At 72.3% G+C, this 21187-nt stretch carries 19 protein-coding genes; 17 read left to right on the top strand and 2 right to left on the bottom strand.

From position 1 onward, the window contains the following. Window positions 1–858: 858 nt before the first annotated feature. Complete coding sequence (locus tag AB0G04_RS09645; protein ID WP_360979378.1) at window positions 859–2010, top strand: Replicase polyprotein 1ab; 1152 nt, start codon at window positions 859–861, stop codon at window positions 2008–2010. Next, window positions 2007–3020: an HAD-IIA family hydrolase gene (locus AB0G04_RS09640; protein WP_360979344.1), complete on the top strand. Its 1014-nt coding sequence runs from the start codon at window positions 2007–2009 to the stop codon at window positions 3018–3020. Before AB0G04_RS09645 ends, AB0G04_RS09640 begins: the two co-directional genes overlap by 4 nt. A gap of 259 nt (window positions 3021–3279) precedes the next feature. Here AB0G04_RS09640 and AB0G04_RS09635 read toward each other — a convergent pair whose 3' ends face one another. Beyond that, window positions 3280–3564: a hypothetical protein gene (locus AB0G04_RS09635; protein ID WP_360979341.1), complete on the bottom strand. Its 285-nt coding sequence runs from the start codon at window positions 3562–3564 to the stop codon at window positions 3280–3282. A 144-nt stretch (window positions 3565–3708) separates the two neighbouring features. On the opposite strand from AB0G04_RS09635, the gene AB0G04_RS09630 reads away from it, so the two are divergent. Together AB0G04_RS09630 and AB0G04_RS09625 are read left to right on the top strand one after the other, a co-directional pair. Next, the gene (locus AB0G04_RS09630) at window positions 3709–3918 is read left to right on the top strand and encodes a hypothetical protein (RefSeq protein ID WP_360979338.1); all 210 of its coding nucleotides are present in this window, start codon (window positions 3709–3711) and stop codon (window positions 3916–3918) included. Between the two features lie 177 nt (window positions 3919–4095). Further along, a complete protein-coding gene (locus AB0G04_RS09625) occupies window positions 4096–4821 on the top strand; it encodes a methyl-accepting chemotaxis protein (RefSeq protein WP_360979335.1) in 726 nt (241 codons plus the stop codon). A 112-nt stretch (window positions 4822–4933) separates the two neighbouring features. On the opposite strand, the gene AB0G04_RS09620 is transcribed toward AB0G04_RS09625, so the two are convergent. Next, window positions 4934–5269, bottom strand: coding sequence for an SCP2 sterol-binding domain-containing protein (locus AB0G04_RS09620; protein ID WP_360979332.1), 336 nt, complete (start codon window positions 5267–5269; stop codon window positions 4934–4936). Window positions 5270–5365: 96 nt separating this feature from the next. Here AB0G04_RS09620 and AB0G04_RS09615 point away from each other — a divergent pair, with 96 nt between their 5' ends. From AB0G04_RS09615 to AB0G04_RS09555, 13 genes are all read left to right on the top strand, one after another. After that, window positions 5366–6676, top strand: coding sequence for a hypothetical protein (locus AB0G04_RS09615; RefSeq protein ID WP_360979329.1), 1311 nt, complete (start codon window positions 5366–5368; stop codon window positions 6674–6676). Window positions 6677–6845: 169 nt separating this feature from the next. After that, window positions 6846–7031 carry a hypothetical protein gene (locus tag AB0G04_RS09610; RefSeq protein WP_360979326.1) on the top strand — a complete coding sequence of 62 codons (186 nt, stop codon included), beginning with the start codon at window positions 6846–6848 and terminating at the stop codon, window positions 7029–7031. A gap of 108 nt (window positions 7032–7139) precedes the next feature. Next, a complete protein-coding gene (locus tag AB0G04_RS09605) occupies window positions 7140–8000 on the top strand; it encodes a TlyA family RNA methyltransferase (RefSeq protein ID WP_360979323.1) in 861 nt (286 codons plus the stop codon). Beyond that, window positions 7997–8884: an NAD kinase gene (locus AB0G04_RS09600; RefSeq protein WP_360979320.1), complete on the top strand. Its 888-nt coding sequence runs from the start codon at window positions 7997–7999 to the stop codon at window positions 8882–8884. The genes AB0G04_RS09605 and AB0G04_RS09600 overlap by 4 nt, the downstream gene beginning before the upstream one ends. Before the next feature lie 51 nt (window positions 8885–8935). Then, on the top strand, window positions 8936–10696 hold the full coding sequence (gene recN, locus AB0G04_RS09595) for a DNA repair protein RecN (RefSeq protein WP_360979317.1): 1761 nt from the start codon (window positions 8936–8938) through the stop codon (window positions 10694–10696). Between the two features lie 50 nt (window positions 10697–10746). Continuing rightward, window positions 10747–11940: a putative cytokinetic ring protein SteA gene (steA, locus tag AB0G04_RS09590; RefSeq protein WP_360979314.1), complete on the top strand. Its 1194-nt coding sequence runs from the start codon at window positions 10747–10749 to the stop codon at window positions 11938–11940. Between the two features lie 24 nt (window positions 11941–11964). Then, the gene (locus AB0G04_RS09585; RefSeq protein WP_360979311.1) at window positions 11965–12900 is read left to right on the top strand and encodes a copper transporter; all 936 of its coding nucleotides are present in this window, start codon (window positions 11965–11967) and stop codon (window positions 12898–12900) included. Between the two features lie 25 nt (window positions 12901–12925). Beyond that, a complete protein-coding gene (locus AB0G04_RS09580; RefSeq protein ID WP_360979308.1) occupies window positions 12926–13759 on the top strand; it encodes a hypothetical protein in 834 nt (277 codons plus the stop codon). Continuing rightward, window positions 13756–15339, top strand: coding sequence for a lipid II flippase MurJ (locus AB0G04_RS09575; protein WP_360979305.1), 1584 nt, complete (start codon window positions 13756–13758; stop codon window positions 15337–15339). Before AB0G04_RS09580 ends, AB0G04_RS09575 begins: the two co-directional genes overlap by 4 nt. Window positions 15340–15448: 109 nt before the next feature. Continuing rightward, window positions 15449–16561 (top strand): glycosyltransferase family 4 protein, encoded by a 1113-nt coding sequence (locus AB0G04_RS09570; protein ID WP_360979302.1) that lies wholly within the window; start codon window positions 15449–15451, stop codon window positions 16559–16561. Then, window positions 16558–18792, top strand: a complete 2235-nt coding sequence (locus AB0G04_RS09565) for a hypothetical protein (protein ID WP_360979299.1) — start codon at window positions 16558–16560, stop codon at window positions 18790–18792. Before AB0G04_RS09570 ends, AB0G04_RS09565 begins: the two co-directional genes overlap by 4 nt. A 119-nt stretch (window positions 18793–18911) precedes the next feature. After that, a complete protein-coding gene (locus AB0G04_RS09560; RefSeq protein ID WP_360979296.1) occupies window positions 18912–20606 on the top strand; it encodes a CTP synthase in 1695 nt (564 codons plus the stop codon). Between the two features lies 1 nt (window position 20607). Next, window positions 20608–21186 (top strand): NUDIX hydrolase, encoded by a 579-nt coding sequence (locus AB0G04_RS09555; protein ID WP_360979293.1) that lies wholly within the window; start codon window positions 20608–20610, stop codon window positions 21184–21186. Window position 21187 lies beyond the last annotated feature (1 nt).

Genomic DNA, 21187 nt, shown 5'->3' with positions numbered 1-21187 from the left:
GGGTTCCGTGGTGGGGACCGTCCGGGTTACCAGGGTGGCGGCGACCGTCGTCCGAGCGGCGACCGTCCGGGCTATCAGGGTGGCGGCGACCGTCGTCCGAGCGGCGACCGTCCGGGTTACCAGGGTGGCGGCGACCGCGGTGGATTCCGTGGCGGCGACCGCCCCGGCTATCAGGGTGGCGGCGACCGTCGGCCCAGTGGCGACCGTCCGGGTTACCAGGGCGGTGGCGACCGCGGTGGATTCCGTGGTGGCGACCGTGACCGCGGTGGCTACCAGGGTGGCGGCGACCGCCGGCCTAGCGGTGACCGTCCCGGTTACCAGGGTGGCGGCGACCGCCGGCCCAGCGGTGACCGTCCCGGTTACCAGGGTGGCGGCGACCGTGGCGGAGCTCGTGAGAGCTTCCAGGGCGGATCCGGTGGATTCCGCGGTGGCGACCGTCCGCAGGGTGGCGGCTTCCGGGGCGGGGACCGTGAGCGGTCCTTCGACCGGCCCCGAGGCGACCGGCCGACCGGCGACCGGGGCGGCTACCAGGGCGGCGACCGCCGGCCGAGTGGGGACCGTCCGGGTTATCAGGGCGGCGACCGCCGGCCCAGTGGCGACCGTCCGGGTTACCAGGGCGGTGGCGACCGCGGCGGATTCCGTGGTGGCGACCGTGACCGTGGCGGCTACCAGGGCGGCGGCGATCGTAGCGGCTACCAGGGTGGCGGCGACCGTGGCGGGTTCCGGGGCGACCGTAATGAGGGCGGCTACCAGGGCGACCGGGACGACCAGGCGAACGCCGGTCAGCCGCCGTTCGAGGCTCCCGAGATTCCCGAGGACATCAACGCCAGCGACCTCGACAAGGAGGTCCGCGCCGAGCTGCTGAGCCTGGCCCGGGACGTGGCCGACAAGGTCGCCCGGCACCTGGTGGCGGCCGGCACGATCATCGACGAGGACTCCGAGCTGGCGCTGCGGCACGCGATCGCGGCCCGGCGGCTCGCCTCGCGGATCGCGGTCGTACGGGAGGCGGTCGGTCTGGCGGCGTATGCGGCCGGCGACTGGACCACGGCGATCGCCGAGCTGCGCACCTACCACCGGATGACCGGCCGGCAGACGCACCTGGCCGAGCTGGCCGACTGCGAGCGGGCGCTGGGCCGTCCCGAGCGGGCGATCGACCTGTACCGCGGCGCGGACGTGGCGAAGCTGGAGAAGGCCGGCGCGATCGAGTTGCTGATCGTCGCCGCCGGTGCCCGGGGTGACCTGGGCCAGCACGACGCGGCCGTTGCGATGTTGCAGGTCGGCGACCTGACCGGCCCCGAGGACGCCGAGTGGGCGGCGCGTCTGCGCTACGCCTACGCGGACGCGCTGCTGGCCGCCGGTCGCCGGGAGGAGGCACGGGAGTGGTTCGCACGGGCTGCCGCAGCCGACGAGGACCAGGCCACCGATGCGGCCGAGCGGCTGCTCGAACTCGACGGGGTCACCATCGAGGGTGACGACCACGACGAGGACGACGACGAGGAGACCGCCGAAGCGTCTGCGGGCGGTGGCGACCGTGAGTCCAGCGATGGCCGCGGGTCCGATGACGACGAGGACGGCGACTTCGACGACGGGGACGACCTCGACGACGTTGACGCCGAAGCCGACCAGGACGGCGACTTCGACGACGAGGACGAGGACGACGAGGACCGGCATGACGGCCTTGGCGTCGATGAGCGGGCGCCCGTCGCGGACACCGATGTGAACACCGACGGCCTCGGCGGCGACGCCGGCGCGGCGGCGGTCAGTGGTGGTGTCACGGATTCGCTGGAGAAGCCGGCCGACGAGTTCACCGGGAAGCAGAGCGTCGACGGCGGCTTGACCGACTCGGTCGACAAGGCGCTGGACGCTGAGGCGCTGGACGCTGAGGCGCTCGATGCTGAGGCGTTGGACGACAAGGCGCTGGACGCCGAGGCGGCCGGTACCACGGGCGACAAGGCGGACGAGTCCGTGGCCGGCGAGGTCAAGGACGACGAGGAGAAGCCGAACGCGTGAGCGATCACCTTGCCGGTGGCTACGACCTGGTCATCTTCGACCTGGACGGTGTCGTCTTCCTGATCGACAAGCCGATCCCGGGAGCGGCCGAGGCCGTCGAGAGGCTGCGTGCGGACGCGACGACGATCGCGTACGCGACCAACAACGCCTCCCGGCGTGCCGCCGAGGTGGCGACACTGCTGACCGGCATGGGTGTGAGCGCGACGCCGGCCGAGGTCTTGACCTCGGCCGGCGCCTCCGCGGCGCTGCTCGCCGAGCGCCTGCCGGCCGGGGCGCCGGTGCTGGTCGTCGGTGCGGAGGCGCTCCGCGGCGAGGTCCGTGACGCGGGCCTCACGCCGGTCGACTCCGCTGAGGACGAGCCGGTCGCGGTGGTTCAGGGGTACGGGCCGGAAGTCGGCTGGAAGATCCTGGCCGAGGCCGCGCTGGCAGTCCGTGCCGGTGCGGCCTGGTACGCCACCAACGCCGACCGCACCCTGCCGAGCCCGCGTGGCCCTCTGCCCGGTAACGGCTCACTGGTCGCCGTCCTGCGGACCGCGCTGGATCGCGACCCGGACGTGGTTGTCGGGAAGCCGCAACCGGCCCTGTTCCGGACCGCGGCGTCCCGCTCCGGCGCCCAGCGACCGCTGTCGATCGGCGACCGCCTGGACACTGACATCCAGGGCGCCGTGACCGCCGGCATCGACAGCCTGCTGGTGCTGACCGGTGTCAGCGGGCCCGCCGATCTGCTGGCGGCCCCCGAGGATCGGCGGCCGACCTACGTGGCCGCCGACCTGTCCGCCCTGTTCCGTCCACCCGCCGATGCCCGCGTTCCGGCGCCCGGCGACGAGGCCGGCGGCTGGCAGCTGTCCCGTGAAGGTGACAGCGTCACCTTGAAGGGCTCCGGGACCCCGGTGGATGCGCTGCGCCTGCTCTGCGGGGCCACGTGGAACGGTGTCCCGGTCGCTGCTCTCGCCGCGGCCTCTCCCGAAGCTGAACATCTGCTCCGGTCCTGGGGCCTCCCGACCCCCTGACTCTCCGTCACACCCGTTACGGGCGGATCGCCTTCGCCGACGAGGCGGCCGGGCGCATCACCGGCCTCGAGCGTGACCGGGCGTGAGGATTTGCGGGCGGATACCCTTCGCCGACGAGGCGGCCGGGCTCATCACCGGCCTAGGGCGTGACCCGGCGTGACGATCCGATTTGCCGGACAGGCCGTAGGCCACCGGCGGGCTCGCGCCGGCCGGCGACCGCCGCGATGAGGTGACGCATCGGTGGTGGCTCTCCAGGCGGTCAGTGACGGATCCGGGTCAACGCTGCCAGGAGAAGGCCGCCGCTCTGCGCCGCGTCGTCGACCGGGGTGACCTGCGGGCCTCCCGCCGGGCGCGGAATCCTGTAGCGGTGACGGGACGGCAGTGGTGTGTCCGGATCGATGTGCAGCATGCCGTCGACCATCGCCACGACCGGGGTGCTCATCCAGTCGAAGTCGGGTACTGCCACCTGCTCGGCGCGCTCGTGCACGTTCGCGGCGGACACCGTGGCGTCGAAGCGCGGGAGGCCGGGACGGGGTTGTTTCATGGTCCCTCCCTGTTCGGGCCGGCACAGCCGCCGGCCGTTGGGTTCCCTTCGTTCATCGTGGCACCGTTCATGGCCTGGCAGGCACACCTTCCGCCTTTTGCCCTGAGGGGTCATGCCTGTCGTCCCCCGGCCGATCGGAGGAGTGTGACTTCTCTTACGCTGCCGCGTGGCACCCGGCTCTCCGAGGCGTCGTGGCAGGCCCGGCATCGGATCGTCAGCCGGTTTCTCTGGTTCCACGTGCCGATCTTCCTGGTCGTCGGCATTCTCGGCCCGCGATCGCCGTGGGAGGCGGTGCTGCTGTCCGGCGCCGTCGCGGTGTGGGGCGGCGCCGGCGGGCCTGGTCCCGTCGGCTAAAGGCCGGGCAAGTCACGTCAGCGTCGGGCTGATCGCGTGCACCTTCGTGGCGATCGAGCTGACCGGTGGGGAGATGTCCACCCACATCCACCTGTACGCGGTGCTCATCTTCGTGGCGCTCTACCAGCAGTGGACGCCGCTGGTGTCGGCGATCGTCGTGGTGGTGCTGCATCACGGGTGCTGGGGCTGCTGTCGCCGGAACGGGTCTTCGGCGAGCACCACATGGGCATCGCCGCCGCGATCGGGATGGTCGCGGTGCACGCCGGGCTGCTCACCCTCGAAGTGGCCGGCATCGTGGTCTTCTGGCGCTTCGCTGAGCAGGCGGAACGCGAGAACGAGGTGTTGTCGCGGCAGGCCGGCGAGGCTGGCCGCGAGGGGGAACGCGCCGAGCAGGATTCCCGGGAGCGGGCCGCCCGACGAGTGGCGCGGGCGCGGGCGGCCGGGACCGCCTCCTCCGGCAAGGAGGCGGCGGCGTCGGCCGGGGAGAAGGTCCGGCAGCTGGAGAAGTCAATCGGGGAGATCGCCGACGTGAACGCGATCATCGCCTCATCGGCCGAGCCGACCAACCTGCTCGCGCTGAACGCCACCCTCGAGGCGGCCCGGGCCGGGGAGCTGGGCAAGGGATTCGCGGTGGTCGCCGGTGAGGTCAAGGACCTGGCCCGGGAGACGGCCACGTCGGTGCAGAAGGTCAACCAGGTGATCTCCGCGATCGTGGCGGAGACGTTCGCGTCCACCACCGGGGCGGTCGACGACATCCACCAGCTTCAGCTGAACATCGCGTCCTCGGTGGAGGAACAGGCGTCGGTACTCGCCGAGGTGACCACGCAGCTGTCAGCGGCCACCGCGGCGGCCGACCAGGTCCTCTCCGGGTTGCAGAGCCTCTCCGCGACGGCCGGCCGCTGACGGAGCGTGTGCGACAGCGCGCGATCGTACGATCCGCGACTGATGGTGTTGATCCTTTGAACTCACCGGCAACCGGGACCGTATCCCCGGGCACAGCCGCCGGCGGTCGGTCTCAGAGGAGTTTGCGGAGCTTGAGCAGGTCGAACGGGTTCGCCTTGATGCTGATCTGCCGGGTGGCGATCGCTCGGGTCACGTCGAGCCTGCCGGACACCAGCAGAAGCAGGTCGTCGCTCGCAGTGATCAGGGCGATCTTCGCCTTCGGGTCGTCGCCGTCGGCGATGTCGACCAGCCGGCCGCCCGTGATACGGGCGTGGAAGGCGGCACCGAGATCGGTGACACGGCAGGCGAGGGTGCGGTCCAGATCGAGGCGCCCCTGTGCCTCGGCATTGGTGTCGAGGCGGGCGGCCAGGTCGTACAGCGCCTGGCGGCAGTCGTCCACGGTGGCCATAAGCGCATCCTCCCTCACGACACCAGCACGGTACCTCAGGAGTTTCCCGGAGGTGCCCGGTAGCGTGGCACCCGACGCGGCGAGAGGAGGCGAGACATGCCGGACGCATGGCGGGCATATCTGGACCTGGCACTCGGTTTGACGGAGGCCCCCCGGAAGAAGGCGCAACAGGTCGCCGGGGAGCTGCTCAACCGGGGCGGGGCCACGGCGGCACAGATGCAGGGCCTGGTCGAGGACCTGCTGTCGGCGGGCATCGCGAATCGTGAGGCACTGACGAACATCGTCCGGTACGAGGTGGACCGGGCCCTCGGACGGGTGGGACTCGCCACCGCCGAGGAGGTGTCCGACCTCACGACCAAGGTGCGTGACCTGGAACGGCAGTTGCGCGACGCGCAGACCCGGGTGAGCACGGCCGAGGTAACCGGCGGTACGCGGCTGGAGCAGCCGGCGCCGGTGCCACCGCCGGCGAAGAAGACGGTGGCCAAGAAGGCGCTCAAGGCGAAACCGAACGCGATGCCGGCGGCAGGCACCGAACCGGCGGCCGGGCCGGCCAATGCGGCGGCGGCTCCGGCGGCGACCGGTTCGACGGCGGCCGCTCCGGCGGGGGAGCCCACACCGGCGAAACGCACTTCGGCCAAGCGTGCCCCGGCCAAACGCGCCGCGGCGAAGGCTGCGCCGGCAAAGGGCACGCCCGCGGCGGTCGAGGCGACCCCGGTGAAGCCCGCGGCGGTCGAGGCGACCCCGGTGAAGCCCGCGGCGGTCAAGGCGGCGCCGGTCAGTTCGACGCTGGCCAAGCCGATGGTAGGCGGGACGCCGACAGCCGAGACGACTCCGGGTACGTCGACGTCCGTGAACGACGCGCCGGCGAAGTCGGTGCCTGCCAAGGCGGCGCCCAGGTCCGCGCCGGCACCCGCCAAGGCGGCGCCGGCCAAGTCCGCGCCGGCCGCCACGGGTGAGACGCCGCCCGTCAAGCGGGCTCCGCGGAAGACGGCCGCTGCGGCGCCGGTGTTCGTGGAACCGGCGACGGCTGACAGGACGGTGGCGCCGGAGCCGGGCGAGACGGCTTCGAAGAGCGACCAGACCGCGCCGGTGTTGGCCGATAAAGCTCAGCAGGCCGACGAGGCAGCGCCGGATTTCGCCGGGAAGCCGGCATCGGAACGGGCCGTGAAGGCGGCGCCCCAGCGGACGTCGGCGAAGAAGGCTCCCGCCAAGCAGACGCCCGCCAAGCAGACGCCCGCCAAGCAGACGGCGGTCAGGCAGACGGCGGTCAGGCAGACGCCTGCCAAGCAGACGCCCAGCACGCAGGAGACGCGGCGGTCCGCACCGGCGAAGAAGGCCACGCAGGTGCCGACGCAGCAGAAACCGGCGTCGGAGACGATCAGCCGGACCGAGACTTCGGAGACGTGAGGCAGTGAATCCCTACTCGCCGCAGCCCGGCCCGCGGCCCGGTCCTCCACAGCCCGGCCCACAGCCCGGTCCTCCACAGCCCGGTCCTTCTCAGCTTGGTCCTTCACCGTCCGGCCTGCAGTCCGGTCTTCCGCAGCCCGGTTCGCAGTCCGGTCAGCCCGGTGCACCGGTGGACGGACCGCGGGCCGTGGTATCGGTCGCTGCGCACAGCGGGGAGGACACCGGGCACCCGGCCGTGGACGCGGTGCTACGGTCGCTGGCCAACGCTTCCCGGCTGGCTCCGGCCGAGCAGATCGCCGAGTACGAGGCGGCGCACCAGGTGCTCCAGGAGACTCTCGCGAGCATCGATCGTTGACGATTGTTCGTGGTTGGCCGAAGCTGCGGGGGAAGAACCGGCGGTACGGCCGAACCGACCGGCCGTACCGAAAAGCATCGACCGCCCGTACCGAATAAAAGGATCTTGATGGCCCGCCGTGCGCGTCTCGACGCCGAGCTCGTCCGTCGCAAGCTCGCCCGCTCCCGGGAGCAGGCCGCAGCGCTCGTCGCGGCCGGCCGGGTGCAGGTGCGTGGCACCGCCGCGCTGAAGGTGGCCGCGATGGTCGACCCCGCCGATCCGATCCTGGTGACCGGGGAGGACCCGAAGGACGAGTACGTGTCGCGGGGTGGCCACAAGCTCGCCGGCGCCCTGGCGGCCTTCGGGGCCGGCGGCCTGACCGTGGCGGGACGTCGCTGCCTGGACGCGGGTGCGTCGACCGGCGGGTTCACCGATGTGCTGCTGCGCGCCGGGGCCCGGCAGGTGGTGGCGGTGGACGTCGGGTACGGGCAGCTGGCCTGGCCGATCCGCACCGACGAGCGGGTGGTGGTGCAGGAGCGGACCAATGTGCGTTCGATCACCGCCGAGTCGATCGGCGGACCGGTCGATCTGACCGTGGCGGATCTCTCCTTCATCTCGCTGCGGCTGGTGCTGCCGGCGCTGGCCGGGTGCACCGGGCCGGACGGTGATCTGGCGCTGATGGTGAAACCGCAGTTCGAGGTCGGCAAGGAGCGGGTCGGCTCGGGCGGTGTGGTTCGTGACTGGCGGCTGCGGGCCGAGGCGGTGCTGGACGTGGCGGCGGCGGCCGCGGAGCTGGGGCTGGGGGTGGCCGGCGTGACGGCGAGCCCGCTGCCGGGGCCGAGCGGCAACGTGGAGTTCTTCGTGTGGTTCCGGCGGGACGCGCCACCTGCCGACCCGGCCCGCATCGAGACAGTGGTGGAGGCCGGTCCGGCCGGGACGACGACGGCGGCGACGGCCGGCGCCGGAGAAGCTCTCTTGGAGGAGAAATGACGCGCTCGGCCCTGCTGGTGACGCACACCGGGCGCCGGCAGAGTACCCAGCACGCCCGTGCGGTGGCGCTGGACCTGATCGCCGCCGGTTTCGAGGTGCGGGTGATCGCCGAGGAGGTCGACGACCTGGAGCTGCCCCCGGGGGTGGAGCCGGTGTTCGGCCCGGACGTGGCCGACGGTGTGGAGATCGTGCTGGCGCTCGGTGGCGACGGCACCATTCTGCGTGCCGCCGATCTGGCCCGGCCGGCGAAGGCTCCGCTGCTCGGGATCAATCTGGGCAAGGTCGGCTTCCTCGCCGAGACCGAGATCGATCACATCGACCACGCGGTCGCCGAGGTGGTGGCCGGCAACTACACGGTCGACGAGCGGCTGACGCTCGATGTCCGGGCGGAGTACGACGGCCGTCTGATCGCCGAGTCGTGGGCGCTCAACGAGGTGACCGTGGAGAAGGGCCAGCGGGCCCAGATGCTCGAGCTGATGGTGGACGTCGACGGCCGGCCGCTGTCCCGGTACGGCTGCGACGGTGTGGTTTGCGCCACACCGACGGGGTCGACGGCGTACGCGTTCTCCGCCGGTGGCCCGGTGGTCTGGCCCGAGGTGGAGGCGCTTCTGCTGGTGCCGATCAGTGCGCACGCGCTGTTCTCCAAGCCGCTGGTGACCGCGCCGACGTCGACGTTCGTGCTGACGGTCGACCCGTACACGTCTTTTGCGGTGTTGTGCTGCGACGGGCGCCGTACCTGGGACCTGCCGCCCGGCTCACAGGTGACGGTCGAACGGGGCCGGCTGCCGGTTCGCCTGGTCCGGCTGGCACCGCGTCCGTTCACCGACACGCTGGTCGCGAAGTTCGGTCTGCCGGTCGTCGGGTGGCGCGGGAATCGACGCTGATCAGACCTGCGCCGTTGGGCAATTGTCGGGGGGTCCCGATACTGTCTGGCTGTGCTTGAGGAACTGCGCATCACCGGGCTCGGCGTCATCGACGACACGACGCTGCGGCTCACGTCGGGCATGAATGTGATCACCGGCGAGACCGGGGCCGGTAAGACGATGGTGGTGACCGGTCTCGGACTGCTGTTCGGCGGGCGGGCCGACGCCGGCCGGGTGCGGGCTGATCCGGGCCGGGCCGTGGTCGAGGGCCGGCTCAATCTGCGGGGCACCCTGGGCGACGCGGTGCGGACCCGGGTCGCCGATGCGGGCGGCGAGGTCGACGACGACGGCTCGGTGTTGCTGAGCCGCACGGTGACGGCCGAGGGCCGGTCCCGGGCGCATGTCGGCGGCCGGAGCATGCCGGTGTCGACCCTGAGCGAGCTGGGTGAGCAGGTGCTGGCCGTGCACGGCCAGTCCGACCAGCTGAGACTGCTGCGCCCGTCGGAGCAGCGGTCCGCGCTGGACCGTTTCGCCGGCCCGGAGCACGAGAAGCTGATCGACTCCTACAAGGAGGCGTTCGTCCGGTGGCGTGCCGTGGTCGAGGACCTGGCCGACCGCCGCCGCAACGCGCGGCAGCGCTCGCAGGAGGCCGATCTGCTCAAGCTGGGCCTCGACGAGATCACCCGGGTGGACCCGCAGCCCGGTGAGGACGACGACCTGCGTAACGAGGTGCAGCGGCTGGAGCACGCCGAGGGGCTGCGGGTCGCGGCGGCCCTGGCGGCGCAGGCACTGGCCGGTGGGGTGGAGGTGGCCGACGACACCCCCGACGCCACGCAGCTGCTGGGTCTGGCCCGGCGCACGCTCGAGGGCCAGTCGGCGGTCGACTCGTCGCTCGGTGACCTCGCGGCCCGGATCGAGGAGGCGGCCACCCTGGTGGGTGACGTCTCCTCGGAGCTGTCGGCCTATCTCGGCACGCTCGACGCGGATCCGGCCCGGCTGGAGGCGATCTACGAGCGGCGGGCCGCGCTGCGGGCGCTGACCCGCAAATACGCCGACGACATCGACGGTGTGATCGCCTGGGCGGAGAACGCCCGCACCAAGCTGGGCGAGCTGGACTCGTCCGACGAGCTGCTCGACGAACTCGACAAGGAGCGGCAGCGGCTCGAGGTGACGGTCGGCGAGCTGGCCGGGCGGCTGACCGCGGCCCGGCGGGAGGCGGCCGGGCGGTTCTCCGAGGCGGTCAGCGTGGAGCTGGCCGGGCTGGCGATGCCACACTCGCGGGTCGAGGTGGCGGTGCTGACCCGGGCGCCGGTGCGGGACGAGCCGGCCGTGACCGTCGACGGTGCGACCCTGGCCGCCGGTGCCGACGGCGCCGACGAGGTGGAGCTGCGGCTGCACGCGCATCCCGGTGCGCCGGCGTTGCCCCTGCAGAAGGGCGCCTCCGGAGGCGAGCTGTCCCGGGTGATGCTGGCGATCGAGGTGGTGTTCGCCGGCGCCGGTGGGCCGCCGACCCTGGTGTTCGACGAGGTGGACTCCGGTGTGGGCGGCACGGCCGCGGTGGAGATCGGCCGGCGGCTGGCGCGCCTTGCTCGTACCCATCAGGTGTTGGTCGTGACGCACCTGCCGCAGGTCGCGGCATTCGCCGATCGTCACCTGGTGGTCGCGAAGGACACCGGTGGGGCGATCACCACCAGTGGTGTGCGCATTGTGGAAGAAACCGAGCGAGCCAGGGAATTGTCCCGGATGCTGGCTGGTCTGCCCGATTCCGACCTGGGTATCGCGCATGCTGAGGAGTTACTCTCCGTGGCCGCGCGGGAGAAACGCGCTTCCTAGAGGTGAGCTGGCGCATGTCGCGGGGCCGTCGGGTGCGGTGGCATGTCAGGATGGCCGGGATGCGACTTCCCATTCCCACCCTCCGCCGGACCAGGAGCGTCGACCCCGGTCCGGTCTCCGGCGTGGCCCGGCTGGACCGGCGGACCAAACGCCTGACCGGCCGGCTGCGACCCGGCGAGATCGCCGTGATCGATCACGTCGACCTGGACCGGGTGGCGGCCGACTCGCTGGTCGCCGCCGGGGTCAGGGCGGTGCTCAACGCGAAACCGTCGATCTCGGGGCGCTATCCGAACCTGGGTCCCGAGGTGCTGATCCAGGGCGGCGTGATCCTGGTCGACGATCTCGGCGAGGACGTCTTCGCCGGCCTGCGCGAGGGCCAGACGATCGGGATCGACGGCGAGACGGTGCTGCTCGACGGTGAGCCGGTCGCGTCCGGTGTGCGGCAGGACGCGGAGAGCGTCGCCAAGTCGATGGCCGACGCACGCGAGGGACTGTCCGTGCAGCTCGAGGCGTTCGCCGCGAACACCATGGACTATCTGAAGCAGGAACGCGACCTGCTGCTCGACGGTGTCGGTGTGCCGGACGTGCAGACCCGGATCGGCGGGCGGCACGTGCTGATCGTGGTGCGCGGCTACGACTACAAGGAGGACCTGGAGGTTCTCCGGCCGTACATCCGGGAGTACAAACCGGTTCTGATCGGCGTCGACGGCGGTGCCGACGCTCTGGTGGAGAACGGCTACACCCCCGACATGATCATCGGGGACATGGACTCGGTCACCGACGACGTGCTGCGCTGTGGCGCCGAGATCGTGGTGCACGCCTACCCGGACGGGCGGGCGCCCGGCCTCAAGCGGGTGGAGAACCTCGGTGTCGACGCGCTGACCTTCCCGGCCGCGGCGACCAGCGAGGATCTGGCGATGCTGCTCGCCGACGAGAAGGGCGCGTCCCTGATCGTGGCGGTCGGTACACACGCCAACCTGGTCGAGTTCCTCGACAAGGGACGCGGCGGCATGGCGTCGACGTTCCTCACCCGGCTCAAGGTCGGCGGCAAGCTGGTCGACGCGAAAGGTGTGAGCCGGCTCTACCGGCAGAGCATCTCCGGGTCGGCGGTGCTGCTGCTGGTGCTGTCGGCGCTGGCCGCGATGGCCTCGGCGATGGCGGTGTCCACGGTGGGGAAGGCGTACCTAACCGTCGTGTCCGAGTGGTGGGACAATCTGCTCTTCCAGCTCGGCAATCTTTTCTGAGGTCGACGTTCTCCTGAGGGCATTGTGATCAACTTCCGGTACCACGTGGTGTCGCTCACCGCGGTATTCCTGGCTCTGGCGATCGGTCTGGTGGTCGGCACCGCGGCGCTCAACGGCCCGGTCTCCGAGAACCTGCGCAACAATCTGGCCGCGCTCAACAAGGACAACAACGTCCGCCGTGAGCAGGTCAACAAGTTGAACGACGAGGTCAACCGGAACCAGGAGTTCGCCAACCAGATCGCGCCGATGCTGCTCGGCGGCAAGCTGACCGGCCGCAAGATCGCGGTGGTGGCGCTGCCGGGCACCGAGGAGCCGGCCGCCGGTGTGGTGAAGATGTTGACCGTGGCCGGGGCGACGATCACCGCCCAGGTCCGGGTGGAGGAGAAGTTCTTCGATCCGAGCACGGTCAACGAGCTGCTGCTCCTGGTCGACGAGCTGTCCCAGCCGAGCATCTCGACGGTCGGGCTGCCGCTCAACAGCGACGGCGTCGAGACGGCGAGCGCACTGCTCGCCCGCACCCTGTACCGCGGCACCAGCCCGACGCCGCCGACGGCAGGTGACGTGACCGCGGTGCTTGCCGCTTTCGCCCAGCCCGGCTACCTCACGGCTGAGGAGGGTGCGACCGGTGGCGCCGAGGCGGTCGTGCTGGTGGCCGGGGTGCCGCCGACCGACAAGGAAGCCGGTAAGAAGACGGAGTACGCGCTCACCATGGCCGAGCAGTTCGGTCAGGGTCAGCCGTTGGTGGTCGCCGGCGACGACGCGGGCGACGGAAATCTGGTCGCCGGCATCCGCAACGACCCGGCGCTGGTCGCCGTCACCTCCACGGTGGACAACGTGAGCACCGTGCAGGGTCAGGTCGCGACGGCGCTGGTCACGGTGGAGCGGCTGGTGCAGAACAAGGTCGGCCAGTACGGCCTGGCCACCGGCGCCACCTCGATCGTGCCGTCGGCCGCGCCGTAGCCGTCCCCGTCTAGACTCTCCGGCCATGGCTTACCTCCGTTCCGCTGCCGTCGGTGCCCTCGTCGCCCGGAATGTGCTCGCCTGGGTGCGCCGCGACCCGAAGGCACGTGAGCTGGAGCGAACCAACTTCCACGGGCGCACCGTGACACTCGCGGGCGGTCCGGCCCTGGCGGCCGGCGCCACGATCGGCGCGGCGTCCGGGGCACCGACCGGCCGGCTGGCGGCCGCCGCGGCGGTGGCCGGGGCGGTCAGCGGTGCGGTCGGCTTCTACGACGACGTGGTCGGCAACCGGCCGGAGCAGAAGGCGGCGAAGGGTTTCGCCGGGCACCTGGGCGCGTTGCGCGAGGGCATGGTCACCAGCGGGCTCGTCAAGGTTGCCGGAGTGGGTGCGGCCGGGCTCGCCGCCTCCGCGCTGATCGGCAGCGGCCGGTCCTCGCGGTTCGGGCGCGGCGTCGACGTCCTGCTCGGCGCCGGGGTGATCGCCGGCACGGCGAACCTGCTCAACCTGCTGGACCTGCGACCGGGCCGGGCGATCAAGGCGGGCACGATCATCGGTGCGCCGCTGGCGGTGGGCCGCAATGCGTCGATGACGGCGGGCACCCTGGGCGCGGGCGCCGCGCTGCTGCCCGACGACCTCGGCGAGGAGATCATGCTCGGCGACTCGGGGGCGAACGCGCTCGGTGCGCTGCTCGGTGTCGCGCTGGTGGCGCGGTCCTCGACGACCGGCCGGGCGGGTGCCCTGGCGGCGCTGGCCGCGCTGACCGCGGCGAGCGAGAAGGTCAGCTTCACCAAGGTCATCCAGGACACCCCGTGGCTGCGTACCCTCGACGACCTCGGCCGCCGGCAATCCCAGGCGTGACCTCACAACCTTCCGGCGGTACGACGGCCAAGCTCGCCGGCGCGGCCGCGCTGATCACCGTACTGACGATCGTGGCCCGCCTGGCCGGGTTCGGCCGCACCCTGGTGTTCTTCTACACCGTGGGCGAGGACGGCCTGGCCGACCTCTACTTCGCCGCGAACCTGGTGCCGAACATCGTGTTCGAACTCGTCGCCGGCGGAGCGCTGGCCAGTCTCGTGGTGCCGCTGCTGGCCGGCGCCGTGGCGGCCGGCGACCGGGACCGCGTCCAGCGGGTCACCTCGGCACTGCTCACCTGGGTGCTGCTGCTCACCGTGCCGCTGGCCGTGGCGGTGTTCCTGGCGTCCGGCCCGATCAGCGGCCTGCTCGACGGGGTGCCGCCGGAACATCAGGAGGTCGCCGCCCGGATGCTGCGGGTCTTCGCGCCGCAGCTGCCGCTCTACGGTGTCGGGATCGTGCTGACCGGGGTGCTGCAGGCACATCACCGGTTCGCGTGGCCGGTGATCGCTCCCCTGCTGTCGAGCGTGACAGTGATGACGGCGTACCTCGCGTACGCCATGATCGACGGCGCGCGCACCGGGTTCGCCGGGCTGAGCCGTGCCGGTGAGCTGACCCTGTCGGTGGGCACCACCCTGGGCGTGGTCGTGCTCAGCCTCTGCCTGCTGGTTCCGGCCGCGCGGCTGGGGCTGCGGATCCGGCCGAACCTGCGGTTCCCCGGCGCCGAGGGCCGCCAGGCGCTGCGGCTGGGCTGGGCGGGCGCCGTCACGGTCGGCGCGCAGCAGGTGGTGGCCGCACTGATCGTGGTGTTCGCGGCGCGGGAGATGGCGCACTACACCGGTGCACAGACGGTCTTCCTGCTGCCGTGGGCGGTGCTCGCCGTCCCGCTGGCCACGGCCGTCTATCCACGGCTCGCGGCGTCGTTCTCGGGCGGCGACGAGGCCGGCTTCGCGGCCGCGCTGTCCGGTACCGCCCGCTCGGTGGTGCTGCTGGCCGGGCTCGGCACGGCCGCGCTGGCCGGGCTGGCGGTTCCGGTGGCCGCACTGATGAACGCGCGCGGCGCGGCCACCGGTGTCGTCGGGTTCGCCCCGGGCCTGTTCGGTTACGCGCTGTTCGCGCTGCTGTCGCGGGCGCTGTACGCGCGGGGCGCGACCGTTGCGGCCGCCGTCGCCTCGGCCGTGGGATGGCTCACCGCCGGTGTGGCCGTGATCGTCGTCACGACCCTGCCGGGTGACGGTACGCGGGTGTTCGGCCTGGGGCTGGCCAACGCGATCGGCATGACGGTCACCGGCGTGCTGCTGGTCCTGGCGGTACGCCGCCACGCGGGCCGGGAGGCGCTGGCCGGGCTGGGCCGCGCGGCCGGGGCCGCGGTGCTCGCGGCGGCGTTCGCGGCCCTCGCCGGGCAGGGGGTGGTCGCCGGTCTCGGCGCGGCCTTCTGGCCCACCCCGGGCGTGCTGGGCAGCCTCGTTGAAGGCATGCTGGGCGGAGTGGTGGTCGCCGGGGTGTTCCTCGCCGTGGCCCTCGTGCTGGACCGGCGGGACCTCGGACCACTGATCGGCACGCTGGGGAGACGCCTCCGCAGGTGACCGGCGCCCCGGGATTCCGGGCGGACGCCGGGCCGCGAGCAGGAACCGGCCGGGCCGGAGGCAGGACGCCGGTCGGACCGGTGCGACAGGGGAGAGGGGTTTGCCGGTCGTGAGCAGCGACGGGGAGTGGCGCGGCTCGGTCGTGCTGGTGGTGGCGTCCAGTACCGGCGGGATCGGCCAGCACGTCGCCTCACTGGCCCGCGGCCTGGTCACCGCCGGCTGCCGGGTGCTGGTGTGCGGGCCGTCCGCGGTGGATCAGCACTTCGGGTTCTCGGCGAGCGGCATCGAGTTCTCGGTGGTGGAGATCCCGGCCGACCCCGGTCCGCAGGACTCCGGCGCGATCCGGCAGCTGCGCAAGGCGATCGCCGGGCGCGACGCCGAGGTGATCCACGCGCACGGTCTGCGGGCCGCGTTCGTGGCCTCGGTCGCGCGGACCGGCGTGCCGCTGGTGGTGACCTGGCACAACGCCGTGCTCGCCCGTGGTCTGAAAGGTCAGGCGGGCGCCCTGCTGGAGCGGATCGTGGCGCGCAACGCCGCGCTGACCCTCGGCGCCTCCGATGACCTGGTGCGACGGGCGACGGCGCTCGGCGCCCGCAAGGCGCGACTGGGCCCGGTGGCCGCGCCGCAGCTGGCGCAGCCGAAACGGAGCCGGGCGGCGGTACGCGCCGAGTTCCGGCTGCGCGGTGAGACCCCGCTGATCCTGTCGGTCGGCCGCCTGCACCCGCAGAAGCACCACGACCTGCTGATCGACGCGGCCGCCCGATGGCGTGACCTCGACCCGGCCCCGGTCGTGGTGATCGCCGGCTCCGGGCCCAGCTACATGCCGCTGGCGCAGCGCGCGTCGCGCCTGCACGCACCGGTCCACCTCCTCGGGCACCGGACCGACGTGCCGGACCTGCTGCTCGGCGCCGACCTCGCGGTGATCACCAGCGACTGGGAGGCGCGGCAGCTGTTCGCCCAGGAGGCGCTGCACGCCGGGGTGCCACTGGTCACCACCGCGGTGGGCGGGCTCCCCGGCCTGGTCGGGGACGCGGCGGTGCAGATCCCGCCGAATGATCTCGACGCGCTTGACGCGGCGGTCCGGCGGCTGCTCGGAGATCCGGAGCTGCGCGCCGACTACGCGGCCCGCGGCCCGCGGCAGGCCGCCACCTGGCCCGGGGAGGCCGACGTGGTCGCCGATGTGCGGTCGGCCTACGCGGAAGTCGCGGCGGTCCGCCGGTGACGGAGAAGCGTGGCCCACTCGACCGGTTGCGCCGGGTCCGCCCGCCGGGCACCCCGCGCGGGCCGGTCGTCGCCGCCTGGGTGCCCTATCTGCTGGTGATGCTGGTCGCCGCGGCGAGCCTGGCCATCCTGGCGCTCCGGCCGGCCGAACGGCAGCGCGGCGGCGAAGCCGACTACGTGGTGGTCGCGGCCGCGGCCGGGCTGCGCTGGGAGGACCTCGATCCGCAGCGCACCCCGGCGCTGTGGCAGGAGGCGACCCGTGGGTCGGTCGGCTGGCTGTCGGTGCGGTCGGCGCATTCGGTGACCTGTCCGTCCGACGGCTGGCTGACGCTCGGCGCCGGCAACTACGCGGCCTGGGACACCCGCACGGTGACCGGCCGCTGCCCGGCGGCCCAGCCACGCCTCACCCAGCCGGACGGGCGCGGCGCCAACCTCACCGACCAGCCCACGGTGGTCCGCAACAACCAGGACCGGATGCCGTACGGGACGACGCCCGGCGCCCTGGCCGAGTCGGTGCGCTGCTCGGTGGCCGTCGGTCCCGGTGCGGCCATCGCGGCGGCCCGCCCGTTCGGCCGGGTCGACCGGTACGTCGCCGAACTGCCGGCGAACCCGGCCGAGCTGCTCGACGACTGTGTGCTGAGCATCGTCGACCTCGGCACGATCGAGGGCGACGGGGCGGCCCGCCGGACGGCGGTGGAGGCCGCCGACCGTACCCTCGCCAGGGTCCTCGCCGCCCGCCCGGAACGCTCCATGATGCTGATCGCCGGCCTCGCCGACACCGACACCACGTCACGCCTGCACGTGGCGATCGCCGAAGGCCCCGGCTGGGAGGGCGGCTGGCTCACCTCGGCCGGTACCGGCCGGGAGGGGTACCTGCAGCTCGTCGATCTGGCTCCGACCGTGCTGTCGGCACTCGGTAAACCGGTGCCGGAGAAACTGTTCGCCGGGTACACGGCCGGTGTCACGCCGGGCCGTGCCGCCGATCCGGCCGCGGCGATGCAGGGCCGGCAGGACGCCGACCGGCGGGCGATCGCCCAGCGTGGCGTCGCCGAGATCTTCTTCACCGTGCTGGCGGTCCTGCAGCTGGTGCTCTTCATCGCGGTGGTCCCGGTGCTGGTCCGGGCCCGCCAGCACGCCGGTCCGCTCGGGCCGCCGCTGCCGCCGCGCCGCCTCGTCGAACTGGCCGAGCTGGCGCTGATCGCGGCCGGGCTGGCGATCCCGGCGGCCCTGATCGCCGACGTGGTGCCGTGGTGGAGCAGCGCCCATCCGGCGTGGATGTTCGGGTCGGCGACGGCCGTTCTGATGGCGGTGGGAACACTGCTGATCCGGCTCGCGCCGCGTTACCAGCGGACGCTGTGGCCGATGGCCGCGGTCGCCGCGGTCAGTGCGCTGGCGGTGGCCGTGGACCTGGCCACCGGGGCCCGGCTGCAGCTCAACTCGGTGGCCGGCTACTCGGCGATCCACGGTGTGCGCTACGCCGGGCTCGGCAGTGTCGGCCTCGGCGTCTTCGTGGCCGGGCTGTTCCTGCTCGGCGGCTCGCTGGCACAGTGGGTGACCCGGCGCTGGCGCCCGCTGGTCATGGTCACCTTCGGCGGCCTCGGTGTGGTCATGGTCGGCAGCACGCACCTGGGCGCCGATCCGGTCGGCGCGATCGCGGTCACCGCCGGCGCCTGCGTGGCCGCGGTGATCAGCACCGGCGGCTGGCTGACCTTCCCGCGGTTCGCCTGGGCGGCACTGACCGGGGTGGTGGTGACCATCACGTTCGCGGTCCTCGACCTGCGGCGGGCGCCGCTGGAGCAGGGGACGCTCGGCCGGTTCCTCACCGCGCTCGGCGACGGCACGGCCGGCCCGGCGATGCAGCGTGCCGCGACCGCCAACGGCCAGGCCCTGGTGGACAGTCCCCTCACGCTGCTGGCCCTGTGCGGCGCGGTGATGCTGTTGTTCTGCCAGTTCTCCCCCTGGGGCGGGCTGAACCGGGTCTACGGCCTGCATCCGGCGGTCCGGGGCGGCGTCGCCGGGACGGTGGTGACGACGCTGATCGCCGGTGTGCTCGGTGGCACCGCTCTCGGCGTGGCCGGGGCCGCGGCCGCCGCGGCGGCGCCGATCGCGGTGCTCACGGCCCTGCGGGTGCTGCTGCACGCCGCCGACCGGACCCCCGCTCCGGGCGAGACCGACGGTCCCGGTGGCCCACTACTACGTAAATCCGACGAAGATCCGTTAACTGTGCCATGACACGCACGTCCACCAGCCCGAACGTGGAGGTGACAGCAATCGGTGTTACGGTGAACTCCCGTGGATGGGGTCCTGCCCCGGCCGCAAGAACCTGTTAACGGCGACCACGGGAGCGGGCCTTGGCCTCAACAGTGCGCGAAACGCGGCACATCTTCGTCACCGGGGGCGTCGCCTCCTCGCTGGGCAAGGGCCTCACCGCCTCCAGCCTCGGCAATCTGCTCACCGCCCGCGGCCTGCGCGTCGTGATGCAGAAGCTGGACCCCTACCTCAACGTCGACCCGGGAACGATGAACCCGTTCCAGCACGGTGAGGTCTTCGTCACCGAGGACGGGGCGGAGACCGACCTCGACGTCGGGCACTACGAGCGTTTCCTCGACCGTGACCTGTCCGGCAAGGCGAACGTGACGACCGGCCAGGTGTATTCGGCGGTCATCGCGCGCGAGCGGCGCGGTGAGTACCTCGGCGACACGGTGCAGGTCATCCCGCACATCACCAACGAGATCAAGAGCCGCATCTTCGCGATGGCAGACCCGGACGAGAACGGCAACGTCCCGGACGTGGTGATCACCGAGGTCGGCGGCACGGTCGGCGACATGGAGTCGCTGCCCTTCCTGGAGGCCATCCGGCAGGTCCGCCACGAGGTCGGCCGTGACCACGTCTTCTACCTGCACGTGTCGCTGGTGCCCTACCTCGCCCCGTCGGGTGAGCTGAAGACCAAGCCGACCCAGCACTCGGTGGCCGCGCTGCGCAACATCGGTATCCAGCCGGACGCCCTGATCTGCCGCAGCGACCGGGAGATCCCGGAGAAGATGAAGCACAAGCTGGCGCTCTACTGCGACGTGGACGCCGAGGCGGTCATCGCCTGCCCGGACGCGCCGAGCATCTACGACATCCCGAAGGTCCTGCACGACGAGGGCCTCGACGCGTACGTCGTCCGCCGGCTCGGCCTGTCCTTCCGCGACGTGAACTGGAAGACCTGGAACGACCTGCTCGAGCGGGTCCACCACCCGAAGCGCACGATCACGATCGCGCTCGTCGGCAAGTACGTGGATCTGCCGGACGCGTACCTGTCGGTGAGCGAGGCGATCCGGGCCGCCGGTTTCGGCAACACCGTGAAGATCAAGATCCGGTGGGTGCCGAGCGACGACTGTGTCACCCCGGCCGGCGCCGCTGCCGCCCTCAAGGGCGCTGACGGCATCGTCATTCCGGGCGGGTTCGGCGTCCGCGGTATCGAGGGCAAGGTCAACACATCCCGGTACGCCCGGGAGAACAAGATCCCGATTCTCGGGCTGTGCCTCGGCCTGCAGTGCATGACCATCGACGCGGCCCGCAACCTGGCCGGACTGGCCGGCGCCAACTCGGTCGAGTTCGACGAGAGGGCCACCTACCCGGTGATCTCCACGATGGCCGACCAGGAGGAGATCGTCGCGGGCAAGGGTGACCTGGGCGGCACCATGCGGCTCGGTGCGTACCCGGCCAAGCTCAAGGCCGGATCGATCGTGGCCGAGGTGTACGGCGCGACCGAGATCTCCGAGCGGCACCGCCACCGCTACGAGGTCAACAACGACTTCCGGGACAAGCTGTCGCAGTCCGGTCTGGTCTTCTCCGGCACCTCCCCGGACGGGCGCCTGGTCGAGTTCATCGAGCTGGACCGTGGGACCCACCCGTACTTCGTGGCGACCCAGGCCCACCCGGAGCTGAAGAGCCGCCCGACCCGCCCGCATCCGCTCTTCGACGGGCTGGTCAAGGCCGCCATCGCGTACGCCTCGGCGGACGAGCTGCCGGTCGAGATCGATGTGACCGAGGCCTCCTGACATGACGTTCGCCCACGAGACGGTGTCCCGGGCCGAGCGTTACCACGGTGCGATCTTCTCCGTCTACACCGACCAGGTGACCATGTCGGACGGCAGCACCGCCGCCCGCGACGTGGTGGAGAACCGCGGTGCCGTCGTCGTGGTCGCCGTCGACGACGCCGATCGGGTCGTGCTGATCAAGCAGTACCGTCACCCGGTCGGCCGGCACCTCTGGGAGCTGCCGGCCGGCCTGCGTGACGTGCCCGGTGAGGACGAGACGCTCACCGCGGCCCGCGAGCTGGCCGAGGAGGTCGACCTCACGGCCGGGCGGATCGATCGGCTGGTCGATCTGCACACCTCACCCGGCTTCGCCGACGAGTCGGTCCGGGTGTTCCTGGCCCGTGACCTGGCGCCGGTGCCCGATGCGGACCGCCACGAGCGCACCGCGGAGGAGGCCGACATCGAGGTGCGCCGCGTCCCCCTGGACGAGTGCGTCGCCATGGTGTTCCGAGGCGAGATCACGAACGCGGCCGCGGTCGCCGGGGTGCTGGCCGCGGCTCGCGCCCGTGACTCCGGCTGGACGCTTCTGCGGACCGTCTGAC

It is taken from the genome of Actinoplanes sp. NPDC023801 (assembly GCF_040639655.1).
Classification (GTDB): domain Bacteria; phylum Actinomycetota; class Actinomycetes; order Mycobacteriales; family Micromonosporaceae; genus Actinoplanes.
This window is presented reverse-complemented; position numbering and strand designations above follow the sequence as displayed.